The sequence below is a fragment of the Vibrio sp. EJY3 genome (assembly GCF_000241385.1).
Classification (GTDB): domain Bacteria; phylum Pseudomonadota; class Gammaproteobacteria; order Enterobacterales; family Vibrionaceae; genus Vibrio; species Vibrio natriegens.
This window is the reverse complement of record NC_016614.1, coordinates 1,951,216-1,974,339: the sequence shown is the minus strand read 5'-3', so window position 1 is coordinate 1,974,339 and position 23,124 is coordinate 1,951,216. Positions and strand designations below refer to the sequence as shown.

16 protein-coding genes are annotated in these 23,124 nt (G+C 44.3%); 7 read left to right on the top strand and 9 right to left on the bottom strand.

What is annotated here, in order from left to right:
• The first annotated feature begins 224 nt into the window (after positions 1 to 224).
• The 4 genes from VEJY3_RS24450 to VEJY3_RS24435 all read left to right on the top strand — a co-directional run bounded on the left by VEJY3_RS24450 (position 225) and on the right by VEJY3_RS24435 (position 6,499).
• Complete coding sequence (locus VEJY3_RS24450; RefSeq protein ID WP_014235120.1) at positions 225 to 1,442, top strand: AAA family ATPase; 1,218 nt, start codon at positions 225 to 227, stop codon at positions 1,440 to 1,442.
• A gap of 7 nt (positions 1,443 to 1,449) precedes the next feature.
• Positions 1,450 to 2,424 (top strand): ParB/RepB/Spo0J family partition protein, encoded by a 975-nt coding sequence (locus tag VEJY3_RS24445; protein ID WP_014235119.1) that lies wholly within the window; start codon positions 1,450 to 1,452, stop codon positions 2,422 to 2,424.
• Between the two features lie 120 nt (positions 2,425 to 2,544).
• The gene (locus VEJY3_RS24440) at positions 2,545 to 4,566 is read left to right on the top strand and encodes a tRNA(Met) cytidine acetyltransferase TmcA (protein ID WP_014235118.1); all 2,022 of its coding nucleotides are present in this window, start codon (positions 2,545 to 2,547) and stop codon (positions 4,564 to 4,566) included.
• 256 nt (positions 4,567 to 4,822) lie between these two features.
• The gene (locus VEJY3_RS24435; protein ID WP_014235117.1) at positions 4,823 to 6,499 is read left to right on the top strand and encodes a DUF342 domain-containing protein; all 1,677 of its coding nucleotides are present in this window, start codon (positions 4,823 to 4,825) and stop codon (positions 6,497 to 6,499) included.
• 198 nt (positions 6,500 to 6,697) lie between these two features.
• On the opposite strand, the gene mpaA is transcribed toward VEJY3_RS24435, so the two are convergent.
• On the bottom strand, positions 6,698 to 7,408 hold the full coding sequence (gene mpaA, locus VEJY3_RS24430; protein ID WP_041170519.1) for a murein tripeptide amidase MpaA: 711 nt from the start codon (positions 7,406 to 7,408) through the stop codon (positions 6,698 to 6,700).
• A gap of 133 nt (positions 7,409 to 7,541) precedes the next feature.
• Between mpaA and VEJY3_RS24425 the strand changes: the two genes are divergently transcribed.
• Complete coding sequence (locus VEJY3_RS24425; protein ID WP_014235115.1) at positions 7,542 to 9,167, top strand: ABC transporter substrate-binding protein; 1,626 nt, start codon at positions 7,542 to 7,544, stop codon at positions 9,165 to 9,167.
• A 113-nt stretch (positions 9,168 to 9,280) separates the two neighbouring features.
• On the opposite strand, the gene VEJY3_RS24420 is transcribed toward VEJY3_RS24425, so the two are convergent.
• The 7 genes from VEJY3_RS24420 to VEJY3_RS24385 form a co-directional block, all read right to left on the bottom strand.
• Positions 9,281 to 9,871, bottom strand: a complete 591-nt coding sequence (locus VEJY3_RS24420; protein WP_014235114.1) for a mechanosensitive ion channel family protein — start codon at positions 9,869 to 9,871, stop codon at positions 9,281 to 9,283.
• A 450-nt stretch (positions 9,872 to 10,321) separates the two neighbouring features.
• Positions 10,322 to 12,436, bottom strand: coding sequence for a type I secretion system permease/ATPase (locus tag VEJY3_RS24410; RefSeq protein ID WP_014235112.1), 2,115 nt, complete (start codon positions 12,434 to 12,436; stop codon positions 10,322 to 10,324).
• Positions 12,437 to 12,450: 14 nt separating this feature from the next.
• Positions 12,451 to 14,364, bottom strand: coding sequence for a LapD/MoxY N-terminal periplasmic domain-containing protein (locus tag VEJY3_RS24405; RefSeq protein WP_014235111.1), 1,914 nt, complete (start codon positions 14,362 to 14,364; stop codon positions 12,451 to 12,453).
• Between the two features lie 5 nt (positions 14,365 to 14,369).
• On the bottom strand, positions 14,370 to 15,053 hold the full coding sequence (locus tag VEJY3_RS24400) for a transglutaminase-like cysteine peptidase (RefSeq protein WP_014235110.1): 684 nt from the start codon (positions 15,051 to 15,053) through the stop codon (positions 14,370 to 14,372).
• Positions 15,054 to 15,178: 125 nt separating this feature from the next.
• Complete coding sequence (locus VEJY3_RS24395) at positions 15,179 to 16,570, bottom strand: HlyD family type I secretion periplasmic adaptor subunit (RefSeq protein ID WP_014235109.1); 1,392 nt, start codon at positions 16,568 to 16,570, stop codon at positions 15,179 to 15,181.
• 169 nt (positions 16,571 to 16,739) lie between these two features.
• The gene (locus VEJY3_RS24390; RefSeq protein ID WP_014235108.1) at positions 16,740 to 17,966 is read right to left on the bottom strand and encodes a sigma-54 dependent transcriptional regulator; all 1,227 of its coding nucleotides are present in this window, start codon (positions 17,964 to 17,966) and stop codon (positions 16,740 to 16,742) included.
• Entirely contained in the window at positions 17,959 to 19,809 is a 1,851-nt protein-coding gene (locus tag VEJY3_RS24385) for an ATP-binding protein (RefSeq protein WP_049794713.1), read from the bottom strand. Before VEJY3_RS24385 ends, VEJY3_RS24390 begins: the two co-directional genes overlap by 8 nt.
• Before the next feature lie 278 nt (positions 19,810 to 20,087).
• Here VEJY3_RS24385 and pdxH point away from each other — a divergent pair, with 278 nt between their 5' ends.
• On the top strand, positions 20,088 to 20,723 hold the full coding sequence (pdxH, locus tag VEJY3_RS24380; protein ID WP_014235106.1) for a pyridoxamine 5'-phosphate oxidase: 636 nt from the start codon (positions 20,088 to 20,090) through the stop codon (positions 20,721 to 20,723).
• A gap of 67 nt (positions 20,724 to 20,790) precedes the next feature.
• Here pdxH and VEJY3_RS24375 read toward each other — a convergent pair whose 3' ends face one another.
• Positions 20,791 to 21,510, bottom strand: coding sequence for a PAS domain-containing protein (locus tag VEJY3_RS24375; RefSeq protein ID WP_024372625.1), 720 nt, complete (start codon positions 21,508 to 21,510; stop codon positions 20,791 to 20,793).
• A gap of 762 nt (positions 21,511 to 22,272) precedes the next feature.
• Here VEJY3_RS24375 and VEJY3_RS24365 point away from each other — a divergent pair.
• A complete protein-coding gene (locus tag VEJY3_RS24365) occupies positions 22,273 to 23,085 on the top strand; it encodes an AraC family transcriptional regulator (protein WP_014235103.1) in 813 nt (270 codons plus the stop codon).
• Positions 23,086 to 23,124: the final 39 nt, after the last annotated feature.

Here is a 23,124-nt window from a genome sequence, read left to right as displayed (position 1 = left end):
GTAAATGTGTGACGCTGTAACACTTTTAATTTATAGAGTTAGCAAAGCGTTTGTGCGAACTTGTTTGATTATATTTTGATATATTTTTTACCATAATTCATAAAAGAGTCGATTTTATTGTTTTTATATGTGATTGTTATTCAAAATGTTTGTGCACCTTTTTGTTGTTATTGGTGTTCACTGCTGTACAATTGCAATCAGATATCCTTTCAACGGAAATTGGCATGAAAAGAGAAAAAACGATTGAAAATCTTCATGAGTTAGCAGAACTCACACAACAAGTTCAAGCTGACCGTATTGAGATTGTTTTGGAAGAGCGAAGTGACAACTACTTCCCTCCAATGTCTAAGGCAATGATGGAAACCCGATCGGGTTTGACTCGTCGAAAACTCGATGACGCGATTGGTAAAATGGAAGCCGCTGGCCATCAATTTACAAAGAATAACGCCAATCATTATTCCATTACGTTAGAAGAAGCACATATGCTGATGGATGCGGCTGAGGTGCCTAAATTCCACGAGCGTAAAAAAAACAATGGTAATAAGCCGTGGATTATCAACGTACAAAACCAAAAGGGTGGTACGGGTAAATCGATGTCGGCGGTGCATTTAGCGGCCTGTTTAGCGCTTAACTTAGATAAACGCTACCGTATTTGTTTGATTGACTTAGATCCACAAGGCTCATTACGTCTATTCTTAAACCCACAAATCAGTGTCGCTGAACACGATAATATCTATTCTGCCGTTGATATTATGTTAGGTAACGTACCAGACGGTGTTGAGATTGATAGTGAGTTTTTGCATAAGAATGTATTGCTACCTACGCAATATCCAAACTTGAAGTCAATCTCTGCTTTCCCAGAAGACGCGATGTTTAATGCCGAAGCGTGGCAAACCTTATCTGAAGACCCATCTTTAGATATCGTGCGTTTGTTAAAAGAGCAGCTTATCGACATTATTGCAGATGATTTCGATATCATCATGATTGATACCGGCCCGCATGTGGATCCGCTAGTTTGGAATGCAATGTATGCTTCTAACGCCTTGCTGATTCCATGTGCAGCCAAACGTCTTGACTGGGCTTCAACGGTAAACTTTTTCCAACACTTACCGACAGTGTATGAAATGTTCCCAGAAGATTGGAATGGCCTTGAGTTTGTGCGCTTAATGCCAACCATGTTTGAAGACGACAATAAGAAGCAAGTTTCTGTTTTAACTGAAATGAACTATCTTCTAGGTGACCAAGTTATGATGGCTACCATTCCGCGTAGTCGAGCGTTTGAAACCTGTGCTGACACCTACAGTACGGTATTTGATCTCACTGTGAGTGATTTTGAAGGTGGTAAGAAAACGCTCGCAACCGCTCAAGACGCCGTTCATAAGAGCGCACTTGAACTAGAGCGTGTATTGCACTCTAATTGGCCGTCATTGAATCAGGGGTAATAAGTAAATGGCTTTGAAAACGTCTGAATTAAACGCAAAATTATTTGGCAAAACTAATAAACGCCGCGTGGCTACGCCTCAAGAAGCGCAAACCGCTGCAAAAGAAAAAACGCAAACCATTGAGTTAGCGGTCGCAGGTGAGAATACCGTTCAATTCGAGTTGGTTCGCATTCCTGCTGACAAGGTAGAGTCTGAAACGACAGTCTTTGTCGATAACGCACGTGAACAATCTTTCTTGAATGAGCATGCTTTATCCGATGTATTGGTTACGTTAAAAGAGCGTGGTCAGCAGTATCCGGCCGTCGGCCGTCGCACTGAAGATGGCAAGATTGAGGTATTAGACGGTAGTCGTCGTCGTAAATCTTGTATTCTGGCTGAGCAAGATTTTCTGGTTTATGTTGGTGACAACATTAACTCTAATCATGCTAAGTTCCTGTCTGATGTGGCAAACGCTCACAAGCCTCTCTCTCTTTATGAAAAAGGCAAGGAGATGCAAGCCAAGTTAGACAGCGGTGAAGCAGAAGACCAGAAAGCGCTTGCGAAAATGTTCCAATGCAGTGAGGCATTGGTAAGTGGAGCGTTAAAAGCGGCTTCTTTACCACTAGAGTTGCTTCAAGCGTATCCAAATGTTGGCGACCTTGGGCGCCCAACCATTGTTAAATTGCACAAGCAGTTTACGAATCTAAGCCCTGAACATCAGCAAGGGTTGTTAGATAAATGTCGTACAACAGAAGGATACTTGTGGCAGCGTAGCACAGCGCAAGGTGTTGCTCGTCTAACAAAAGAAGTCACAGAAAGCCTAGAAAGTTGGATTACTGAATTATCACCAGCCAAACCATCACCAAAGGTAGACAAAGTCGATTTGATAAAAGGTCGCGCGAGTTACAGCCGCAAAGGCAGTAATCTGGCACTGAACCTTAAAAAAGTAGATGACAGTTTGATGGAAGAAATTCTTGCTTTTGTTCACAGCAAATTGCAATAACGTTAGTCAAAACTTCAACCGCCTTCGGGCGGTTTTTTTATGCCTGTTGTTTTTGCTTGCCGATCAGTTGCCTGTTTAAGTTGTGGTAATATGGCGTTGGTTAAACCTTGGGTATAGAGCATGCACACACAAACTGAGTTTCTCGCTTTACTTCAACAAAAGGCATTTCAGTCTTTCCAACGCGTAGGCGTCGCGATCCAGGGTGATGGCGACTGGCAAAACGAACTTATCGCTTCGTTCTATAAAGCTCATCAAGAATTACGTTGGTTTTGTGTCGGTGAATGGTCGTTAGGCGACGCCTTTTCAGTATCTAGCAAACAAGGGCATATGTTGCTAGGAAGAGAATGTGATGTGCTCGTTTATGATGCGCGTAAAAACTTTGATGCGAACAGTTTCTCTGCAGCATTGGGCTCACTAGTTGGTGGTGGAATTCTGATTGTGGCTACCGATAATGTTGAGCCATCAAACTGCGCTCAACAGTGGATGGCGTCTCAGTGGCAGAAGTTATTTGTCTTAGAGCAACATCAACCTGTGCCTGAGTTACCAAGTTTTGAACCCTCCAGTAAAGCCCAAAGATATACGCAACAAGAGCAGGCAGTTGCTGCTATTGAAAAAGTGGTAACAGGCCATCGAAAACGCCCTTTAGTGTTAACCGCAGACCGTGGCCGTGGGAAAAGCAGTGCCCTTGGGATCGCGTGTGCGAACTTATTACAAACTAAGCCGTTGCGAGTGTTAGTGACAGCACCATCTATTAAAGCGGTAGAACCGGTTTTCTTACACGCAGAACGAATATTGCCAAGCGGCCAGCGTATCAGAAAAGACAGATTTGAAGCCGGGCAGGGGAGCATACAATTTATCGCGCCGGACGAGTTACTCGCGTCACTACCCGAATGTGACTTACTACTTATCGACGAAGCCGCTGCAATTCCAGTTCCTATGCTGCAGCAGATGACGGCTCATTTCCATCGCCTTGTATTTTCTAGCACCATTCACGGTTACGAGGGCTGTGGACGCGGGTTTACGCTTAAGTTTGTTGACTGGCTGAGAAAGCAAAGAGCCGGAATGAAAACCTGTCATCTTAAGCAACCAATCCGCTGGAGCGAAGGTGATATTCTTGAGTCCTGGCTATATCAAGCATTTGTATTGGATGCAGAACTGATGGCCCCTCCATCCGTGGTTGCGCAAGAATTCCTACTTAAAAAAATTGCAAAGCATGAATTGGTTTCTAATCCTAGTTTATTACGTGACTGTTTTGCTCTTTTGGTGAATGCGCACTATCAAACTTCTCCGAATGATTTGCTGCACTTACTTCAAGATGAATGTAGTTCTATTTATGTAGCAACGAGTGAAAAGAAAATAGTCGGCGTTGTCATGACGGTTGAAGAGGGCAGTTTAGATGAGACGATTATTTCTGATATTCAACTCGGGAGGCGTCGTCCACCTGGTCATCTAGCCCCTGTTACTATTATCAATCAACTCGGCATGCCTGATGTCGGTCGGCTTTCAACGCTCCGTATTATGCGTATCGCGGTGCATCCTGAGTTACAAAACAAAGGGCTCGGGAAGCGAATTCTTACTCAACTTGAGCAGTCTCTACCTTCTCATGTCAATTATCTTTCCACCAGCTTTGGTTTGACAGATGAACTGTTGCGCTTTTGGAATAGTGTCGGTTATCAAACGATTCGACTTGGAACAATGCGCGATGCCGCAAGTGGTTGTTACTCTCTATTGATGGTCAGACAGTTGGCCAATAAACCGCTGAAATGGATTGATGAAGCTGAGCTACTTTTATGTGAGTTTATGTCGATGAGCGCCAATCTGGTTTACTCGAAGTTAGAGCCTAGTTTATATCGAAGTTTACTCAGTGCGCCAAGAATGGAGATCGTACTCCATCCTTGCCAACTTACGCTTATTCGCAATTACGCTCTAGGTGGTGGTAGTTACGAATCTGTGTTTGTGTGGTTAAAACAGTGGCTATTGAAAAATGGCTTAGTATCTGTTTCCGATTTAATGATCTGCAAGTTATTCCTTAACCATGATTGGGAGAGCTGTGCGAAACAGTTCAAACTGACTGGACGTAAGCAAGTTGAACAAGAAATTCGGCGGGAAGTGCAGTTGCTTCTAAAAGAATTTACACTGTAAAGCAGGCATCAAGTAGATTTACACTGTAAATTAAAATAACGAAGAAGAGGGGGTTTACACTGTAAATCGCCTCTTTTTTTATTTGTCCTATTTGAGCTGGATTAGATTAAATTCACGATACTATTCACTGAGTTGGCGGAATTGACATTTATCTCACTATTAGTGATATAAGCTTGATTATTAAGACTGCACAGTTTGTCGAGAAAATATTTTTAGTTAGACTGATGGTGTTGATGTTCAGCAAAGTGGTATCGCTATGTGGAAGCTGTGTCTTGAGTGGTCTGAGGACAAAACAAGGATAATCGCTCGTCTTGCACCAGATGTGGATTTGGAAAGTAAGTTCGATAGAAAAGAGTTACTTGCGCAACTTACGTTAATGAATGCCGATTCGTTATTTGTTGAAGATGACGCGGTCAGCCGATTTATTGAATGCGTGAGAGTTCGAGACGCTCTAGCTTATAAAGGCCTCGTGGTCGCTCAGAAGAAAGACGCACAGATTGCTGTGGAGTTGTCCAATAACGATATGCTTGCAAGTATTACCGTAACCGGCGCTTATGGCGGACGCGGATTACGTGGAGCAGAAATTGTCAGGGCACTAGCACAAGCAAAGGTTACCAAGGGAATCAACAAACTCGCCTTAAAGAAAGTAATGCTGGTCAGTAGTCAACTTAAGCCTGGAGAAACGTTCACACAACCTGTTGCTGTTGGTAAACCGCCAATCAAAGGTAAAGACTCTATTTTTACGCCTCTGGTAAAAGACATCACCAAACGTATACTCAAGCCAAAACAGGGGCAAACGAGTAGCGACAAAATAGACTTGAGAAATCTTGGCGAAACAATCTCTGTCAATGTTGGTGATGAAGTCATGCGCCGCACTCCTGCTACTAAGGGAATCTCCGGCTTCACTGTCCAAGGTCGACTTATACCTGCGCATGCGGGCAAAGATACCGCTCTCAAACCGGGCAAAGGTAGTGAAGTTTGTCCAAGTGACCCAAATCTTCTCATTGCTTCAATTTCAGGTACGCCACTAATAAAGAACAATACGATTGAAGTCGACAACGCACTGTGCCTCAACAATGTTGGCGTTAATACTGGCCACGTTAAATTTAAAGGAAACGTGATTATTGGTGGCAACATTGAATCTGGCATGATTGTTCAGGCGACAGGCTCGATTACTGTAGGTGGATTTATTGAGTCCGCTGATGTTCAAGCGCGTGATGACATTCTGGTCGGTAAAGGAATTATTGGTCATACCGTTAGTGATGGCCAACCTAGAAGTTGTCGTGTGAAAACCAAAGGTTCTATTCGGGCTAGTTACGCGCAGTATAGCGAACTATCTGCAGGTAAAGGCATTGAGCTCGCAGTCCATAGCATGAATAACGAAATCACTTGCGGTAAGACCCTGACAGTTCTGGATGCGAGTGGTAAAAATGGCACACTGAGTGGTGGTCACGCTAAAGTCGCCAAAAATGTGTTGTGTTTGCAACTGGGCGTTGAAGGAGATACAGCAACCAGGGTCGAAGCGTTCTCAGGCTATTCTTTGTATAAGGAGCATATTGGCAACTTAAAGGAACAATATAAAAACGCACAAGCTGAAACGATGGATATCATCCGCAAAGAGTTAGAATTCAAAAAGCGTCCCAAAGCAGAACGTAATCAAGAAGAAGGTGTGGAAATAGAAACGTTAAAATCCCAAAATAACCGCCTAGTGGAAGAGTTAAAGCTCAAACTTGATCAGACCGAAATCGCCTTTGAACTTGCGCTAAAAGAAAATACGGTGGTAGCGAAAGAACACGTTTTTTCTCGGGTAACCGTTCAGTTTGGTAACGAGCAAGTGACAACCAAACGCAACCACGGCGGTTGCACATTTCGATTTAATCAATACGAAATCAATGTGTCGGCAAATCTCGAGCAAGAATCCATCATCGCTTAGACGGCCAATTTTTGTTTCCAAATCCGTTAGCGTATAGGAATCACAAACAGGCTTTATCGACTGTTGTACTAAACTGAGTCTTCAATCGTTGGATAGGGTGATTCTCTATCTACATAATGGCGTTTTACACTGTAAATCGCATACCTATGTCTTTCTTTTTCAAAGCATATATGAAATGCCTTTTTCTATCGTAAAATCTTAATTAACAGGCTCATACTGAAGCAGTGCAATAATCGCGGGTAGGTACTGCTCTATCGTTAAATCAGAGGACACGGCTGGTAATTCCAGAGTGACACACGGCAGTTCTCTTTCACTACACCAAGTGCCAAATGACCCGGGAGTTTCGTAATCCACGTCTTCGACCAATGGGAGATCGAATTGGCTACCGAGCCATTTTGCTAAGGGAGAAAATTTTGGGTCATCCACAAAGGCCAGCGGTTCATGGAATGAGACCACAAACGTTGGTCGTCTTTCTTCGATAAGATTGATCAGCGCGGCCACCTCAGGCTCAAGTTGATTTGCATTACCCGTTTTTACTTTTACATCGCGTACCGGAGTATGAGAACTCCAACGATACACAGTGCCATGCTCAGTCCAGTTTTGAGTTGGAAAGGCACGATTAAGATCAACTTGATTGGCGTTTGCTCTGGTACCGAGTTGGTTACCATCCGGGTTCATCGATAACACCACATCATGATGTAAGCCGTTTACTGGCAAACTTCTTAGCGCGCATGATAAACCTGTTATAGAAGCTGTCTCATCTCCGTGTGTTCCCGCTAATATCAAACCACGTGATGTGCTTTCCACCTGAGCAGGGAAGTAAAGTAAAGGCGCACCTAAAACGGACTTTCCGTAGGTTTTGGGCTTAATTAAAAATGCAGCTCTTTCCGTTCTTGGAATTAGATTCACCATAATCTCCAACCAGATGAAGTAATATTAATTTTAATTACTTAGATAAACCGAACTGTTAAATTTCGTCAATGGTTGTATTGTTAATTGTGGTGTTGGCTTCAAAAGACGAGTTAGGAGAACTAAAAACGATATGGATATTAAAAAATTCTCAAAGACATTGCTTATTTCCTCTCTTTTTACCCCTGTCGTAACGATTTCTGCGTTTGCAGATGTCATACCTGAAGATGTTCAACTTGCCGCTGAGCAAGTTTTAGTGCGAGCGAATGATGCTGAAGCGGCCACTCTCGATCCGGCAAAAGCCGAAGGGATGCCAGAAATGCATATATTGCGAGACTTATTTGAAGGGTTGGTGATTCAAGATCGTGATGGCAATATTGTTCCTGGCGTCGCCCAGTCGTGGGAAACGAAAGACAACCAAACGTTTGTCTTCCATTTACGCAAAGACGCAAAATGGTCCAATGGTGATCCAGTAACGGCAGACGATTTTGTGTATGCGTTAAGAAGGGCGGTTGATCCTCAATTGGCGTCACCAAATGTTTGGTATCTTGAAATGACAAGCATCAAGAACATTGTGGATGTCGCTGAAGGTAAGCTGCCAGTTGAAGAGTTAGGTGTTAAGGCTCTAGATAAATACACACTTCGTTTCGAGCTAGAAAGTAAAGTTCCGTACTTTGTGGCAATGACAGGTCACACATCAATGATGCCTGTTCATAAATCGACAGTGGAGCAGGGTGGGAAACCATGGAGCGATCCGAAACAGTTTGTCGGTAATGGCGCATTTGTCCTTGATAAATGGGTAGTCAATGAACGCATTGAACTGAAGAAAAATCCTAATTATTGGGATGCAGACAATACGCATCTCACCAACGTAACTTACATCCCGTTTGAGAATCAAAATGCCTCGATTAATCGCTATGTGGTTGGCGAAGTAGACATCACTTCTGATGTACCAACACATATGGCACAGAAGCTAGAACAAGAATATCAGGATGCGTATACAGTAGTGCCATTATTGTGTACGTATTATTACGCGTTCAATACAACCCGTCCTCCGTTTGATGATGTGAGAGTCCGTCAGGCTGTGTCTTATTCAATCATGCGCGACGTCATTACCAATGGCGTTACCCAGGTTGGTAACTTACCCGCATACACGTTTGCTCACCAATATACGGCTGGTTTTGATGCGACTCAACCGGACTACAGCAACTGGACACAGCAACAGCGTGATGAAAAGGCTCGTCAGTTATTAGAAGAGGCGGGTTATGGAAAAGATAAGCCGCTCGATTTTAAACTTCTTTACAATACCAGTGAGTCGAATAAAGCCATTGCTGTGGCTATTGCCTCTATGCTCAGTGAAAACTTAGACGCGAAGGTAGAGTTGGAAAACCAAGAATGGAAATCTTATTTAGTGGCGCGTAAGCAAGGTAATTTTGATGTAATGCGAGCCTCATGGTGTGGAGATTACAATGAAGCATCGACATTCTTGAGTTTGTTAAGATCGGATTCCTCAGGGAACTTTGCGCGTTACCAAAGCCCTGAATACGACAAGGCGATGGACAACGCACTCGCGACCACAGACGATAAAAAACGTCAGGCGTACTACGACGAAGCCGAAAAACTGATTGCGGCAGATGTTCCTATCGCCCCAATTTACTATTACATGCAGGCGAGATTAGTGCGTCCCAACGTTGGTGGCTTTGCTAAAAACAACGTAGAAGGTCGAATTTACTCTAAAGACCTGTACATTAAGAAGTAAAAATAAAGCCCCGTAGAGCGAACTCTCGGGGCTTTAATTTTTATCACACTATTTTTTGTCGCAGACTGACTATCTGCTTTCCACGTCTAAAACCAACTTACTCGAGATCCGGGTTACTTTCTTCGGGTGTAAATTCGGGACTTGGCTTTAGTTGCGACAGGCTTGTTTTTGGCCAGTTTTAACACCGCTTTCTGTAATATTTGGTTGTTTGGATAAGTGATAAGGTTGCCGTTTTCGTGCTTGATCAACACATGGAACATGCTGATCTCTTGAATCTCACCGCTGATGTCTTCATCTTTATCGACGACTTTGATCCGATCCCCGACGCGATATGGAAATACGAAGAAGATCAAAAAGCTTGCGGTGATATTACTCAGTATCGACCATTGGGCAATAAACGCGACCCCTAGGACTGCAAATATGGAGGATAGGAACAGCGATACATCACCGTATCCGATGCCAGTGACAATCGCAAAAGTGGATGCGGTCAGAAACAACAGTGCCACGTTAAAGCAACGCTGAATAAAGCTTAAGCGTGCCTTCTTTACCCCTTTCGATGAGGCTAGGTTTATGATGGCTCGGTTGGCAACTCTTTTCAGGATCCGATAAGTGATCAAGACAATGATGCCCATTAACACTTTATATCCAAGAGAGCCTTCGTTGAAATACTGGTTCACTTGATCTAATTGGATCCAATCATTCATTTCTTCAACTCGCCTTTCTTCAACTCGATGGTACTAACAAACGGCTGTTATAGCTGATTTTTTACTGTAAGTAATCACAATTTTTTATCTTAGCTGGTCAACTTTGTCTCGTACTTGAATATGACTTGATTTATCTCGCATATCTTAAATTGATGTGCCTATTGCGCACACTGAGAACCGGAATTCGCGCTTTTCTACTGCTAATCTAATAAGGTCAACAGACCCTAGTTATGACAGCAAGTTATCTCACTTGATTAACGAAGCGAGGGTGCTTAGATCTGCGAGGTGGAATAAGATGAGGCATATGGAAGAAGATGAAAAAGCGATTATGATGTTGGCTGTTATTGTTGGTTTCGTGCTTATCTGGGTATTCTTGGAAGAGGTGAACTATTTCGGGGTCAGATAAAGCGAGGCCCGTAAACAGTCGGTTTAAGGGGCGGTATTGGCAAGTTAACTTACTGCACGCACTTTACCTTGTTTCAAATCGCTCAGTACCTGAGCTTTTGGACCATCCGCAATAATGCTGCCTTTTTCTAAAACGATAACCCTATCGACGATATCAAGCATTGCGGTCTTGTGAGTGATAAAAATCAACGTCTCATTCTCTTTCAACTGGGCTAACTGATGCTTTATGTGCATTTCAGAGCGGTTGTCCATGGCGCTGGTCGGTTCATCCATCAGTAAGACCGGAGGATGCCCTAACAGAGCCCTGGCGATGGTAACGGCCTGACGTTGCCCACCTGATAGCATTGCACCACCTTCACCTACCTGACGCTCCAGACCGGCCGGATCCGACTGAGTAAATGCGGTCACTCCAGCACGATTAGCGGCATCCATAACATCACGGTCATCGGTGAGAGGGCGTCCGAGCGTAATGTTATCGCGTATCGAACCAAAGAATAGAGTTGGATCTTGTGGTACGCAGCCGATATTGCGCCTTATATCGACGTGATGAAGCTGAGCAATATCGGTGTCATCAATGCGCACATGCCCCTCTGTAGGCTGATATAGCCCCATGATAAGACGTTCTAATGTTGTTTTACCTGAGCCTATACGCCCGATAATCGCGACTTTCTCACCAGGGTTGATGGTCAGGCTCAAATCACGAATCGATGCGACAGGCGAGTTAGGGTAGTAGAAGGTGACACGTTCAAGTTCAATTTTACCCTGAACAATAGGGCGGTGGATGTAACGCTTTCCTTCTTCTTGCTCATCCGGCATCGCCATGACCTGATTAATGATGGTCATTGAAGACTTCGCTTGATTGTAGCGTGTTGATAGCAAAGAAAGCTGAATCATCGGGCTGATGGCGCGTCCACTCAGCATCGTCGCTGCGATTAAGCCCCCCATGGTTAACTCTCCTTCTGCAATCAGGTAAACGCCGAGAATGACCATACCGACATTACTACTTTGCTGCACAAAGCTTGCTGAGTTTTGAATACTGTCCGTGATACGGCGGCTTTTAATATTCCAGTTTGCCATGTGTGCTACGGCTTCTTCCCAACGATATTGGAATTGGCTTTGCGCACTGAGCATTTTGACGGTTTCGATACCAGAGAGGCTTTCAATTAAGTTGGCGTATTTTTGCGAAGCGAGTCGCGACCCTTCTTCTATCGAGCGTCTCAACGGCTTTTGAATTATCAGCGAGTGAATAACTAAAATAATGACACCGACCAAAGGGACGAATACGAGGTTACCTGTCATTAACCAAATGATGACTAAGAACAGAATTGCGAAAGGTAAGTCGATGAGGGCGCTAACGGTTGCTGATGTGAAGAATTCACGAATAGATTCAAATTCCTGTAGATGGCGAGCAAAAGCGCCAACCGAAGGAGGTTTGGATTCCATTCGAATTCCCATCACTTTGCTAAACAGTTTAGAGGAAATCAGAATGTCAGATTTTTTACCTGCGACATCGATGAAGTAGTTACGTAATGTCTTGAGAATAAAATCAAATAAGAAGACAACAAATACACCACTTGCCAGTACCCATAGGGTTTCAAAGGCAAGGTTAGGGATCACTTTGTCATACACCAAGCGCGTAAACATTGGTGCAGCGATGGCAAAAATATTGATCAGTAGCGAGGCAATAAATACATCACGGTAAATGCGTTTTGATTGCCATAAAGTCGACCAAAACCAGTGTCCTTGATTGGTTTTGAGTACCTCTGGCGAGCGTTCATCAAAACGGAACTGTTTTTTGACCAGGAAGTAGCGCCCGGCGTATTGCTGAAGTAAGTCTGGTAATGAAATGGAGATAGGCACCATTCCACTTTCTAAGGTGGTGATTTCCGCTTCTTTTGTCTCTGGGTTCAGACTGTTTAAAACACAAGAATCTCCACCTTTCAGAACTAATATCGCTGGCAGTATCAAGCTGGAGATATTCTCCAGCTCTCCACGGTTTTCTTTGGCGACCAACCCGGCTCTCTCTGCTGCTCTGGGAAGCAGAAACGGAGTCAGCCTGCCCTCAGAGAGCGGCAATCCGTTAACAAGTGCTTCCGGCGAGTTAGCTAATCCATAGTAACGGCTAACGTAGATCAGCGAATTCAGCAAAGGGTCTTTCATCGTAGTTGAACCTTCTATTCTTTGTCGACAATAAATCCTTGGAATACTTCAACAAAATGTTCAGCAAGGAAATCCAACTGGATTTGAGTCTCGATACGCGACGCAATGGTTGTGATACCTAAGTTGTGCGCGGTACGAGAGATCGAAGTCAGCGTAAATTTCTGTTTTTCATCGTGCAGATTATGCGTAAACAAGTAATCGAGTTTCACGTAATTTGGACGGAACTCCTGAATGTACTCCAGCGACTGGAAATTTCGACCGTAATTATCCACACCGAATATTGCCCCCGCCTGGCGAATAGCATTACACAACAGGGCGGTATGGTGAGGATTCTCAATAAAGCACTCTTCTGGAATCTCAAAGTGTAGCTTAGGCGCGACTTCAGGGTGTTTTTCCAGCATGCTCGTTGTCCAGCGAATAAACGAAGGCTGAGATAAACTACTTTGCGCAATGTTGATCGCGACAGGATCGGTGATGTCTCCACGCTCTAGCATGTTGATCATTGACTCGATCACGTACTGGTCGAAAATGTTGGTTGCTTCTAGCTGCTCAAGCGCGAATAAGTATTGGTTCGCACGGAACGTTTCGCCATCTTTTTCAATACTTGAAAAGACTTCACTGTGGAATACTTTACCCCATGTATTTTTAGCAGCCTGAAAACGGAATTGGATCCAGTCACTGTGAATCGCTTCTTCAACCAGAGCTTTCCACTGCTGTTTACCCATCAGGTTAGATGGGGAATCGCTGCCGATAAATCCGTAAGGCTTATCTGGCTGAGCTTTTGCCTTGGACAGGGCATTATCGACCATTGATAGAATTTCAGAGTGAGTTTTATGCTCTTTACTATGGGCAACACCAAGTGCTGCTTTCGGTTTAGCAAGACCAGTCGGGTCGGTGTTTAACCCATTCACACAGTTAACGATGCTGTCGGCCATAAGACGAAGTTCACTTTCATCCATATGAGGGAAGAGAAGACCGAATTCGTCACTCGATAGGCGAGCAATCGTCGCTCCCGAAACATCGATGGTATTTTTCAGGCGTTGAGAAAGCTCTTTTACGTGCGCATCAGCGCGTTGGTAATCTTTCGTCTCGTAAATATCGCCAATATATTCGGCATGGAGTAGCGCGATACCACCTTGTGTTTCTTCTGCCAGCCATTGATCGACTTGATTCATATAAAACGAGCGATTACCCAGCTTGGATATTGGATCGAGGTAAGCCTGAGCGCGTAAACGCTGTGCTTCTTTCGCCTGTTCTTTAAAAGACAGCTCAATTTGAGCCGACATGGTGTTAATACCATCAACGACAGCAATCAGGTCTTTGGTTTTAGGACGGGTAAGCGGTTCTCCAAACTGATTATTCGCGATGTCATGCATTTTCTGTACGATTGCCGCTAACGGTCTGAGTGAACGTCGTAAAATGTAGGAGATAGCAATCAAACCTGCCAGAAAGAGAAGACTGAATGCAGATAACAGACCAATGAATCCTTTCCATAGCTGTTCATAGGCAGCGCCAGGGTGGCTGATAATCTCAACTTCGGCAAGCTGCATCCAACCGCTGGTCACCACACGTTTATCATGAATCGCTTTAAAGAGATTTAAGTTGATAAACCATTGTGGCACTGAGCTTGGTTTGATTGGGTAAGAACGTACGATCTGGTAATCTGAGTCAAGCGATGTCAGACGAACAACGGAATAGGTGCTGCCATCAAACAGCGCATTAATGACCGACTCAACGGCAACCTTATCTTTGTCTTTTAGGTAAGGAGCTAATGCCAAACCGACAGTATTGATGGTGTTGTTGACCTCTGAACGCTGCTGTTGCTCCAGGCTGGTTCGAGTAGTATTGAATTCGATTACGAGTACTGATGCCATCAAGAGCACAAAGACCGTAACCATTCCCACTACTAGCTTCTTATATAGGGTCATGTTTTTCACTCGTCATATTTAATTTTAGGTTTTTTTAACTGCAACTTACGTTCGCGCGAGCGTAAGTCATTCCAAAGGCTCAAACGTGAGGCTTTCCCTGCCAGTTCTCCGTTTCCAGCAGAAGATTTTATTAACCACAGGTTTGTACCATTAAAGCTGTAAATCGGTAGCAAGTCGCGGCGCTTAGAGGCTCTGACAATTTCTGCATTTAGGTTGTCGAGAATAAGCGGCTCTGCACTGGCCGTCGGGTAATAGGCCAACACCATATGAAACTGATTTAGTTCTATGGCTTTAACGTACACCAAACGCATCTTAGAGTCAGGCACACCCAGTTCAAGTAATGAGAAATACTTCGCAATGGTAAAATCTTCACAGTCTCCAGCATTACTTCCTAAGAACTCGAGGGGCGTTGCCCAGTAATCCGACGTACCCCAAAGCTTTTTGTCATCAACGAAATACAATTGATTAAAAAAGCGGTTAACACCTGCGAGTTTCTCTCGGGTATCCACATGGCTTAGTTCGGTCAGCGTGTTTCTCCACGTATTGACACGTACTCCGGCTCGTTGGCCGTACACTGCCGTGACTCTATCGACCCATTGTTGCTCTTCTTTGTTTAACGCACCTGTTTGGAGCGAAAGACAACTTAAGCTAAATAGTAATGTGACTTTACGTGTAAAAATGGGTTGCATATTAGATTTACGTCACAAGTGTACTCTTATAATGAGTTCGTCTGTGAGAAATAATTACTTTTTATTTAACAACTTACAAACTCATCGTTGCAAATTCAGTATGAAGTCAGAGTGCCACGTGTCGTCTACTCCTTTAACGCATTGGTTTTGGCTTTCAAAATAGGCTCAAGCAAATATTCCAAAACGGTTCTCTTGCCGGTAATGATATCGACGGATGCGGTCATGCCGGGAATAATCGGTAAATCGGCACCCTGGCCAAAGTTAGTTTTGTCTGTGCGTACCCGGACAATATAAAAGCTGTTGCCTTCGTCATCCTGGGTGGTATCCGCGCTGATATGCTCGAGCTCGCCTTCCAAACCACCGTACTTGGTAAAGTCATAAGCGGTAAATTTTACAATGGCATGCAGGTCCGGGCGCAGAAATGCGATATCTTTCGGGGCAATTTTGGCTTCAACCAAAAGGGTATCTTCAGTTGGAACAATCTCGACGATATCCATTCCTGGCTGAATAACACCGCCAACGGTATTAACGTAAAGGGTTTTTATTTTGCCAGTCACTGGCGAGTTGACCACGGTGCGATTGACTCGGTCTTCCAAGCCAACGGCTGATTCAACTAACTCTGAAAGTTGGTCTTGTGCATTATTGAGTTTTTCTTGTTGCTCTGAGCGGAACTGTAATGCGACATCAATACGCTTGAGCATGGCTTCTCTCAACGCGGACTTGAGTACCGGAATTTTCAGTTCGCTAGACGTCATTTCACGGCGAGTATCATTAACCTGACGCTGTAGTTTAAGTAGTTCAATACGCGGTACCACGCCTTCGTCTGCTAAAGGTTTGGTGATATCCAGTTCTTTACGCACATATTGATAGCTTTGACGTAAGTTTCTCACGCGGGCTTCTATCTCGACGAGATCTTGCTGTTTTTGCTGGACTTGTTGATCGATAACGGAAAGTTGGTTGCGCAGGTTATCTAAGTTTTCACGGTATTCCGCTTTTTGCCGCTGCGCCAATTGTGGTTGTTTTTCTTCTAATAGGGGGGGAAAGGTGAGTTTGCCATAATCCAGCACGACACTCTGTTTCCAGTTGTCTGTATCAAAATCTCGATTGACTTCCACACTGCTGATCGAGGCTGAAAGCTGAAGAACAGAAGCCGTTAAGTTCGCAACCTGCTGCTCTCGTTCACGAAAATCGGAGCGAAATCGGGTGTCGTCAATTAACAGGAGTTGTTGACCTTTTTCGACCAGCTGACCTTCTTTCACCAAAATTTCTTTGACCAAGCCGCCCTCTAGGTTTTGGACGACCTGAATTTGAGAAGAAGGAATGACCTTGCCCTGGCCAACGGTCACTTTATCTATTTTTGCCCAAGAGGCCCATCCAATAGCGGCAATGAAAAAAAACATCATCACCCAAAGCATCAGGCGTGCGCTACTGGGGGTATTAAGAAGCAAAGCTGCGGTTTTATCGTCGACAAAATCCAGTTCATCAGTGCTGAGTTTGCTGTAGTTGTTTTGGCCCATCACATTCCCTGATCACAATGGCTCATTATATTTTTGATCTAATTACTGTTCAGTCTTATGCGTTTGTTCTCGTTTTGCTTCGACTGAATCAATGTGTAGGGATTGCCTCCCCCCGTTAATCACCCAACGTTATACCGTTCTCCGTGTGGCACGGGCGCTGTTTTCGCCTTTACAGTGCCTTGAACTTTGTTTTGTCCAACTGATGTTTTTTTAGTTTGTCGTACAAGGTCTTGCGTGATACCTGTAATTCTAGTTGAACCTCTTTAAGTCTGCCTCTGTGCCGCTGTAAAGCATCAATTAATAGACAATATTCAAAGTGTTCTGTGCGTTGGGTCATACTCTGAATTTCGATGCTTTTGTCGCTATTCCAATCTTCGATACGAAAGGTATCAGGCTTGAGTGCACGCAATTCTGCAAATCGACGCAATTGTTTGATGTTTTCAGGCCATGACAATTCCGTAATGTATTTGACTTCATCAAGGCTGATGTGTGGTGGTTGCAGTTGATAACGGCTGGCAGCATGGCGTACGAAGTGTTTGTACAGCGGGCCGATATCTTCTTTTCGCTCATCCAAGGTGGGTAAGTGAATCAGCGTTGCTATGTTTTTGATGTCTTTTTCTACGTGTGTCGCAGCACCAAAGACACGTTCGAGTTTGGGGTGGTTAAATAGGCTCTGCCACTGATCCAAAGAAAGGTTTTCTGCATTGTATAGATATAAGCTGCAATGGCTTTTCCCTTCGGTTAAATGTTGAATGGTTTTATCTAACGAATCGACAGAAAGCTCTGGTAAGTCTTCTCCGGAGACGGCGATTAATTCGCTGTCGGCGGTAGCGTGTATATCATGAGCAAACTGTGTGGCAAGCCTGCGTCCTGTGCCATCTTCACCAATGAATATCAATGGTTGGTTCGTCGGTACGCTAATCAGTAACCGGCGAATATTAACCATGGCTTTACTGTGTCCGATCATTTTAGGACCGACATGCGTTTGCATGTCGAGTTCTTTTTTCAGCCAGATGTTTTCTTGCAGTAGATTGAGTTTATCGTCGGCATTATTGAGCGATTTCATTAACTGATCAGTTGAAAAGGGTTTTTCCAGAAAGTCGTACGCACCACTTTTCATCGCTTCAACTGCAGTTTTGACATCTCCGTGACCGGTTAACACGATAAACTGAAAGTGTTTGTTTTTGCTCAGCAAAGTTCGCATGAACTCCAGACCATCCATCACTGGCATGTGAATGTCGGTAATGATGACGGCAGGGAAGTTTGGATCGATCACGCGTAACGCTTCGACGGCATTTGGCAGACATGTGACGTCTATACCTTCGATAAGTAGGGCCTGAGAAACCGCATCTCGAATATGAGGTTCATCGTCTACGAAGAAAACAGGGTTATGCATGATCGTTTTCCATTAATTGAGTGGTTGTGTATGGCTTGGTCATCGGGATGTTGACCACAAAGGTCATACCGCCGCGCTGCTCTGATGTAGAGCTGTTATGATTAAAGGCGCTGAGCGAACCCTGATAGCTCTCTAAAATACGTTTAGAAATGGTCAAACCGAGTCCTAACCCCTCAGGTTTAGTGGTAAAAAATGGGTCGAAGACTTTCGCTAATGCCTCGTCGGTCATACCAGGACCATTATCAGAAATCAGAATGTCACAGCTCGAGTCATCGCATTGAACGGCAATCGAAATTTGCGGATCGATACAATAGCCATCCATTGCCTGCGCTGCGTTGTGAAAGATATTGATCAAGACTTGCTCCAATTCAACACTGTGAATGGCTAAACGCAAACTGCTATCGATCTCGGGTACTTTCAGCGTGACGCCCTGTTTAATCAGTTTGTTACTTAAGATGCTGGTGGCGTTGTGTACAGCATCATGCAGTATCGATACTTCACTGAAAGAGTTTTGATCGGTTTTACGGGTAAAGACTTTGAGGCGAGCAATGACTTCGGAAATGGTGTCATTCAAAGTCAGCATCTTCTCCAAGTTGTCTGCGACCATCGGATAGCGTTCCATTGCCAGCAGACGTTGCGAGTTCTCAGTGTAAGTTCTCAATGCGGCTAAAGGCTGGTTTATTTCATGATTAATGCTGGCAGAAAGCTCTCCCAATAACGCCAGTTTCGCCGCTTGGGTCAACTCCTGCTGTGTTTGTTTAAGCTCTTGCTGGCTCTGTTCATATTGGCGGATGGTTTGTTGCAGTTTTTGATTCGCTTCGCTTAACACAACCGTTCGTTGAACGACTTTTTCTTCCAAACTGACATTGAGATTGGCCAGATGGGCTTTGTTGACCAGCATTTGAAACCAGGCAAGTGCAATCAAAGCGATGAGAGCGTAAAGGATCAGATAAACGGCATCCGCCTGTAGAACAGCAGCAAGAACGGTATCTTGATTTATCAGTGCGATAACTCGAAAACCTTTGTCTAACAGCTCGGTCGCATAAGCGAGATAGTTTGGTGACAACAAGAGCTGGTTGCCTGAGAAGTTGGCGGCATTGCTTTGCGCAGTAAGTGAACCGTTGTATTCCGGCAAGGTATCACCATACTGTCGGGTTTGAGTCAGCGCATCAATCGCTTCTGGGGTCAAAGGGAACAGTGCTTTGTAGCGCCACTCGGGCAAGTTACTCATGAAGACAACATTATGTTTATCTGCAATCAAAACATCGGTACCGTTTTGAGCGAGTCGCTTTTCCAACTGTTCCAGATTCACTTTAACGGTAATTACGCCCGCGACGTGGTCATCGACCCAAAGTGGTGACGAGAAAAAGTAACCGCGTTTGTTCGAGCGAACGCCCAAACCGACATATTGAGCCGTTTGTCCGCGTCGCGCATTTTGAAAATAGGGGCGATAACTGAAACTGGAACCGACAAACGAATCCGATTGCTGATAGTTGCTTGATGCAATGACCAACCCCGTGCTGTCGTGCACATAAATCGTGTCCGCTAAGCTTTGTTTTAACCAGTTTTCCAGTAAGACATTGAGCTCATCAGATGCGGTGCCTTGCTGTACCGCTTTGAGCAATCTTGGGTCGTGGCTTAACAGATTAGGAATTTGCTCAAATTTAGCCAGCTCGTAGTCGACTTCTTGCGACACCAGAGAGGCTTGGTTTTCGAGTTTATGCTGCCATTGATCATGTTGATACTGAGTTGCGTAATGATGAGTAAGAGCAAGCCCTGTGAGACCAACAGCAAACAGGAGTAATAAAAAGTGGCGAAGTGCTTTGGGATTGAGTAAGTTCACGTTTGGCTCACCAGTTATAACGCTATCCCTAATTGGGGCGGCGAGAGTTTTTGGGTTCAGACGCGGGATTAATGAATCAATCATAATTGATTCTGATAGTCTCGATATATTCCCTACATCTTAAAGTTATTAAGGTAAATAAGTCACTTGAGGCCTAGTTTATCAGAAGGTATCTGATGATGCTGTGAGGCGCAGCGATTACGAGACATAACCATTGATGTCCTTGTATTTCCTTATTATCGAGAGCACAATCGACAAAAAATAGTGAAGGAGTAAAGATGGAACTTGCTGATATTCGTCGTGAATACACGAAAGGTGGTCTGCGTCGTAAAGATTTGGCGGCGGATCCTATTGATCAATTTAACCTGTGGCTGCAGCAAGCGGTTGAAGCGGGGTTAACTGATCCTACCGCAATGACGGTGGCAACGGTTGATGAGAATGGCATGCCGTTTCAGCGTATTGTGCTGCTGAAAAATGTCGATCAAAATGGCTTTGTGTTTTACACCAACCTGGGTAGCCGTAAGGCTCAACAACTTGAGCATAACAGCAACATCAGTCTGCATTTTCCTTGGCACCCTCTTGAACGACAAGTTCACATCACTGGCGTTGCCGAAAAGCTCACCGCGATGGAAAACATGAAATACTTCACTTCTCGCCCTAAAGAAAGTCAACTTGCTGCCATTGCCAGTAAGCAGAGCAGTCGTATTTCGGCTCGTGGCGTACTCGAAGGTAAGTTCCTTGAGCTAAAACAGAAGTTTGCCAAAGGCGAAATTCCAGTGCCGTCATTTTGGGGTGGATTCCGAGTGAAACCGCAAAGCATTGAGTTTTGGCAAGGTGGGGAACATCGACTGCATGACCGTTTCTTGTTTTCGCAGCATGACGGTAAATGGGACATCGATCGCTTAGCGCCATAGTCCACGACATCAGGCTATTTGACTGAAAGACACCGCCACCTCGGCGGTGTTTTGCTATCTGCTACTTTTATCTGTCACCATTGAGAACAACAGAAAGCTGATGTTTCAGTAAGGTCTTCGGTACCACAGAGCCGTATCCAGCTTCCATCGCTTTATCAATCAACTCATTTTTGCTGTTCGCATCAAATTTGTTGCGCAGGCGAGCGACGTGACCTTCAACCGTTTTGGTCGAAATCCCCATTACTTGGGAAATGAACTGCGGCTTCTTGCCGTAAAGTAATAAGAAAAGCGTTTCTTGCTCACGCTTGGTGAGTGTCACGGCCTTGGAGTCTAGATTCGAGAAACGGAATATGGATTGCTGATTCGGATCGGTTTCGACCGCTCGGCAAACCCAATAGCCCACTTCGATAACTGCCGTGTCGGTCAATTCTCTTCCATAAAAGATGGTACCCAAGGTATTTCCCTGTTCATCTCGCCAAGGCGTTTTAGTAAAAATGTGGGCGCGCCAGTGTCCGTCTGGGTAGGGATGAATATCAAGAATTTTCAGCGACTCACCAGTCTCCATAACGTATTTATCCTGACGTTGAAACTCTTCTGCACACTCAGTGGTTGGGCTTAGCATGTCGAAGTCAGTCTTACCAATACAATGTTCGGGGCTGGTATGGCCTATTAGCTCGGCATACTCCTGATTAACGTAACGGAACACGGAATCTTTATCTTTGCACCCCCAACAACCGGGAAGTTGTCGAAGGAGTGACTGTTCTATGCTATTGACTGGGATATTCACAACAGGACTCACTACTCTCTGACTGAGTAATTTCAGGTTAATAAGCTCGCGTCTCGGTTTTTACCGATTTACATAAAGAGTGTCCCTTGATCATGCTTTCGTCGTGTCGCTAAAACGGGTTGGCGCTGGGACGGGCGTGATTAAGATTTCTCAAAATGATAGTTAACGCGAGGATACAGTTAGGTGGTCAATATGATATCAGCTTATGCTATTGTTTTCATTCATATAAAAAAAGCCAGCCTGAAGACGGGCTGGCAACACAAGATATTAATCTTATTGACTTGTAGAAGAGGTTCTAATTTACGTAGCGAGGGCCTGCTAGGTAAATTAGAGGTATCAACGAGATACCTAGATCTTAAGGGGGATGTTCCCTAAAGTTCTCGGTCTAATGTATTGAATCGGTAGAATATAAGTAAGGGGGGAATTCCCTCTATGAGCAATGATTTAAGACAATCTTCATCATTGATTATTCGCTCAGTAGATTGAGTCTACGTAAGCGTCCGATTGCAAGTGAGGATCTTTACTAATAATGGTGGTTACATTCAACAGTGCTCGCTATCTATCCGTTTTTACTATCAAAATTGGTTTGTCGTTAACCGTAGTTTGAACCAACATGATCATCGTTCCGGAACGATGATCATGTAATTCATGTTGATCATCGTGTTTTGATCTTGTCCGATTAATGTGTGGAAGATTTGCAAGCTTCCCTAGAAGGTATATCATGCGTGATTGTAAGCCTCACGCTTAAGATGACTGTGTGAAATGACTGATTCAGATAACCCGAAAGCCCCGCTATATAAAGATATTATGCTGCCTCGCCCTGCAGAACTGATCACGCTTCCATCTTATATGGAATGCCATGATCATTCTTATACTCAGATTGTCATTGGGTTGAAAGGACAAGCTGAGTTTGAAGTGCGCGGGCAGGGAAATCTCGTCGGACCGGGTCAGGGATGCGTGGTAACCGCCTGCTCTGATCATGCTTTCGGAGGGGTGATAAATCAGTCAGATATTTTGGTACTCAATATGCCAAAACCGACCAATGACGATCCTGAAATGTTGGATAAACTCAACAATTTGGAGCGTTCGCACCTGTACTTCAAGCTAGATAGTCAAATTCAGAAGCTGGTACAGATGCTGGTTCAGGAGATGCGCAGTCACCCAGAAGATCTGTTATTGAGCCGTGCTTGTAACGATACGGTCATCGCACTGATGCAGCGCCATATCTCCGCTTTTGAAACCAGCCGCAAAGAGTCCCGTTTTGATCTGGAAGCAATCGACCGCTACATAGAGCAGCATTTAAGCCATAAGATCAGTGTTGCTCAACTCGCTGGTCGAGTGTTTTTAGGTGAAAGTCAGTTCCACTGTTTATTCAAAGAGCAAATGGGAATTACACCGCATCAGTATGTTTTGGGTAAACGCATTGATATGGCGCGAGAGTTAATTAATCAAGGACAGCTATCGCTGGGGCAAATTGCGGAGTTCACAGGTTTCTCTAACCAAAGTACGTTCACCCATACTTTTACTCGTCTTCAGGGATTATCGCCTTCACAATATAAGAAACAGATTGGATAAATTCCAAAGATTTTTACTCAAGACCATGCTTTTAGCATG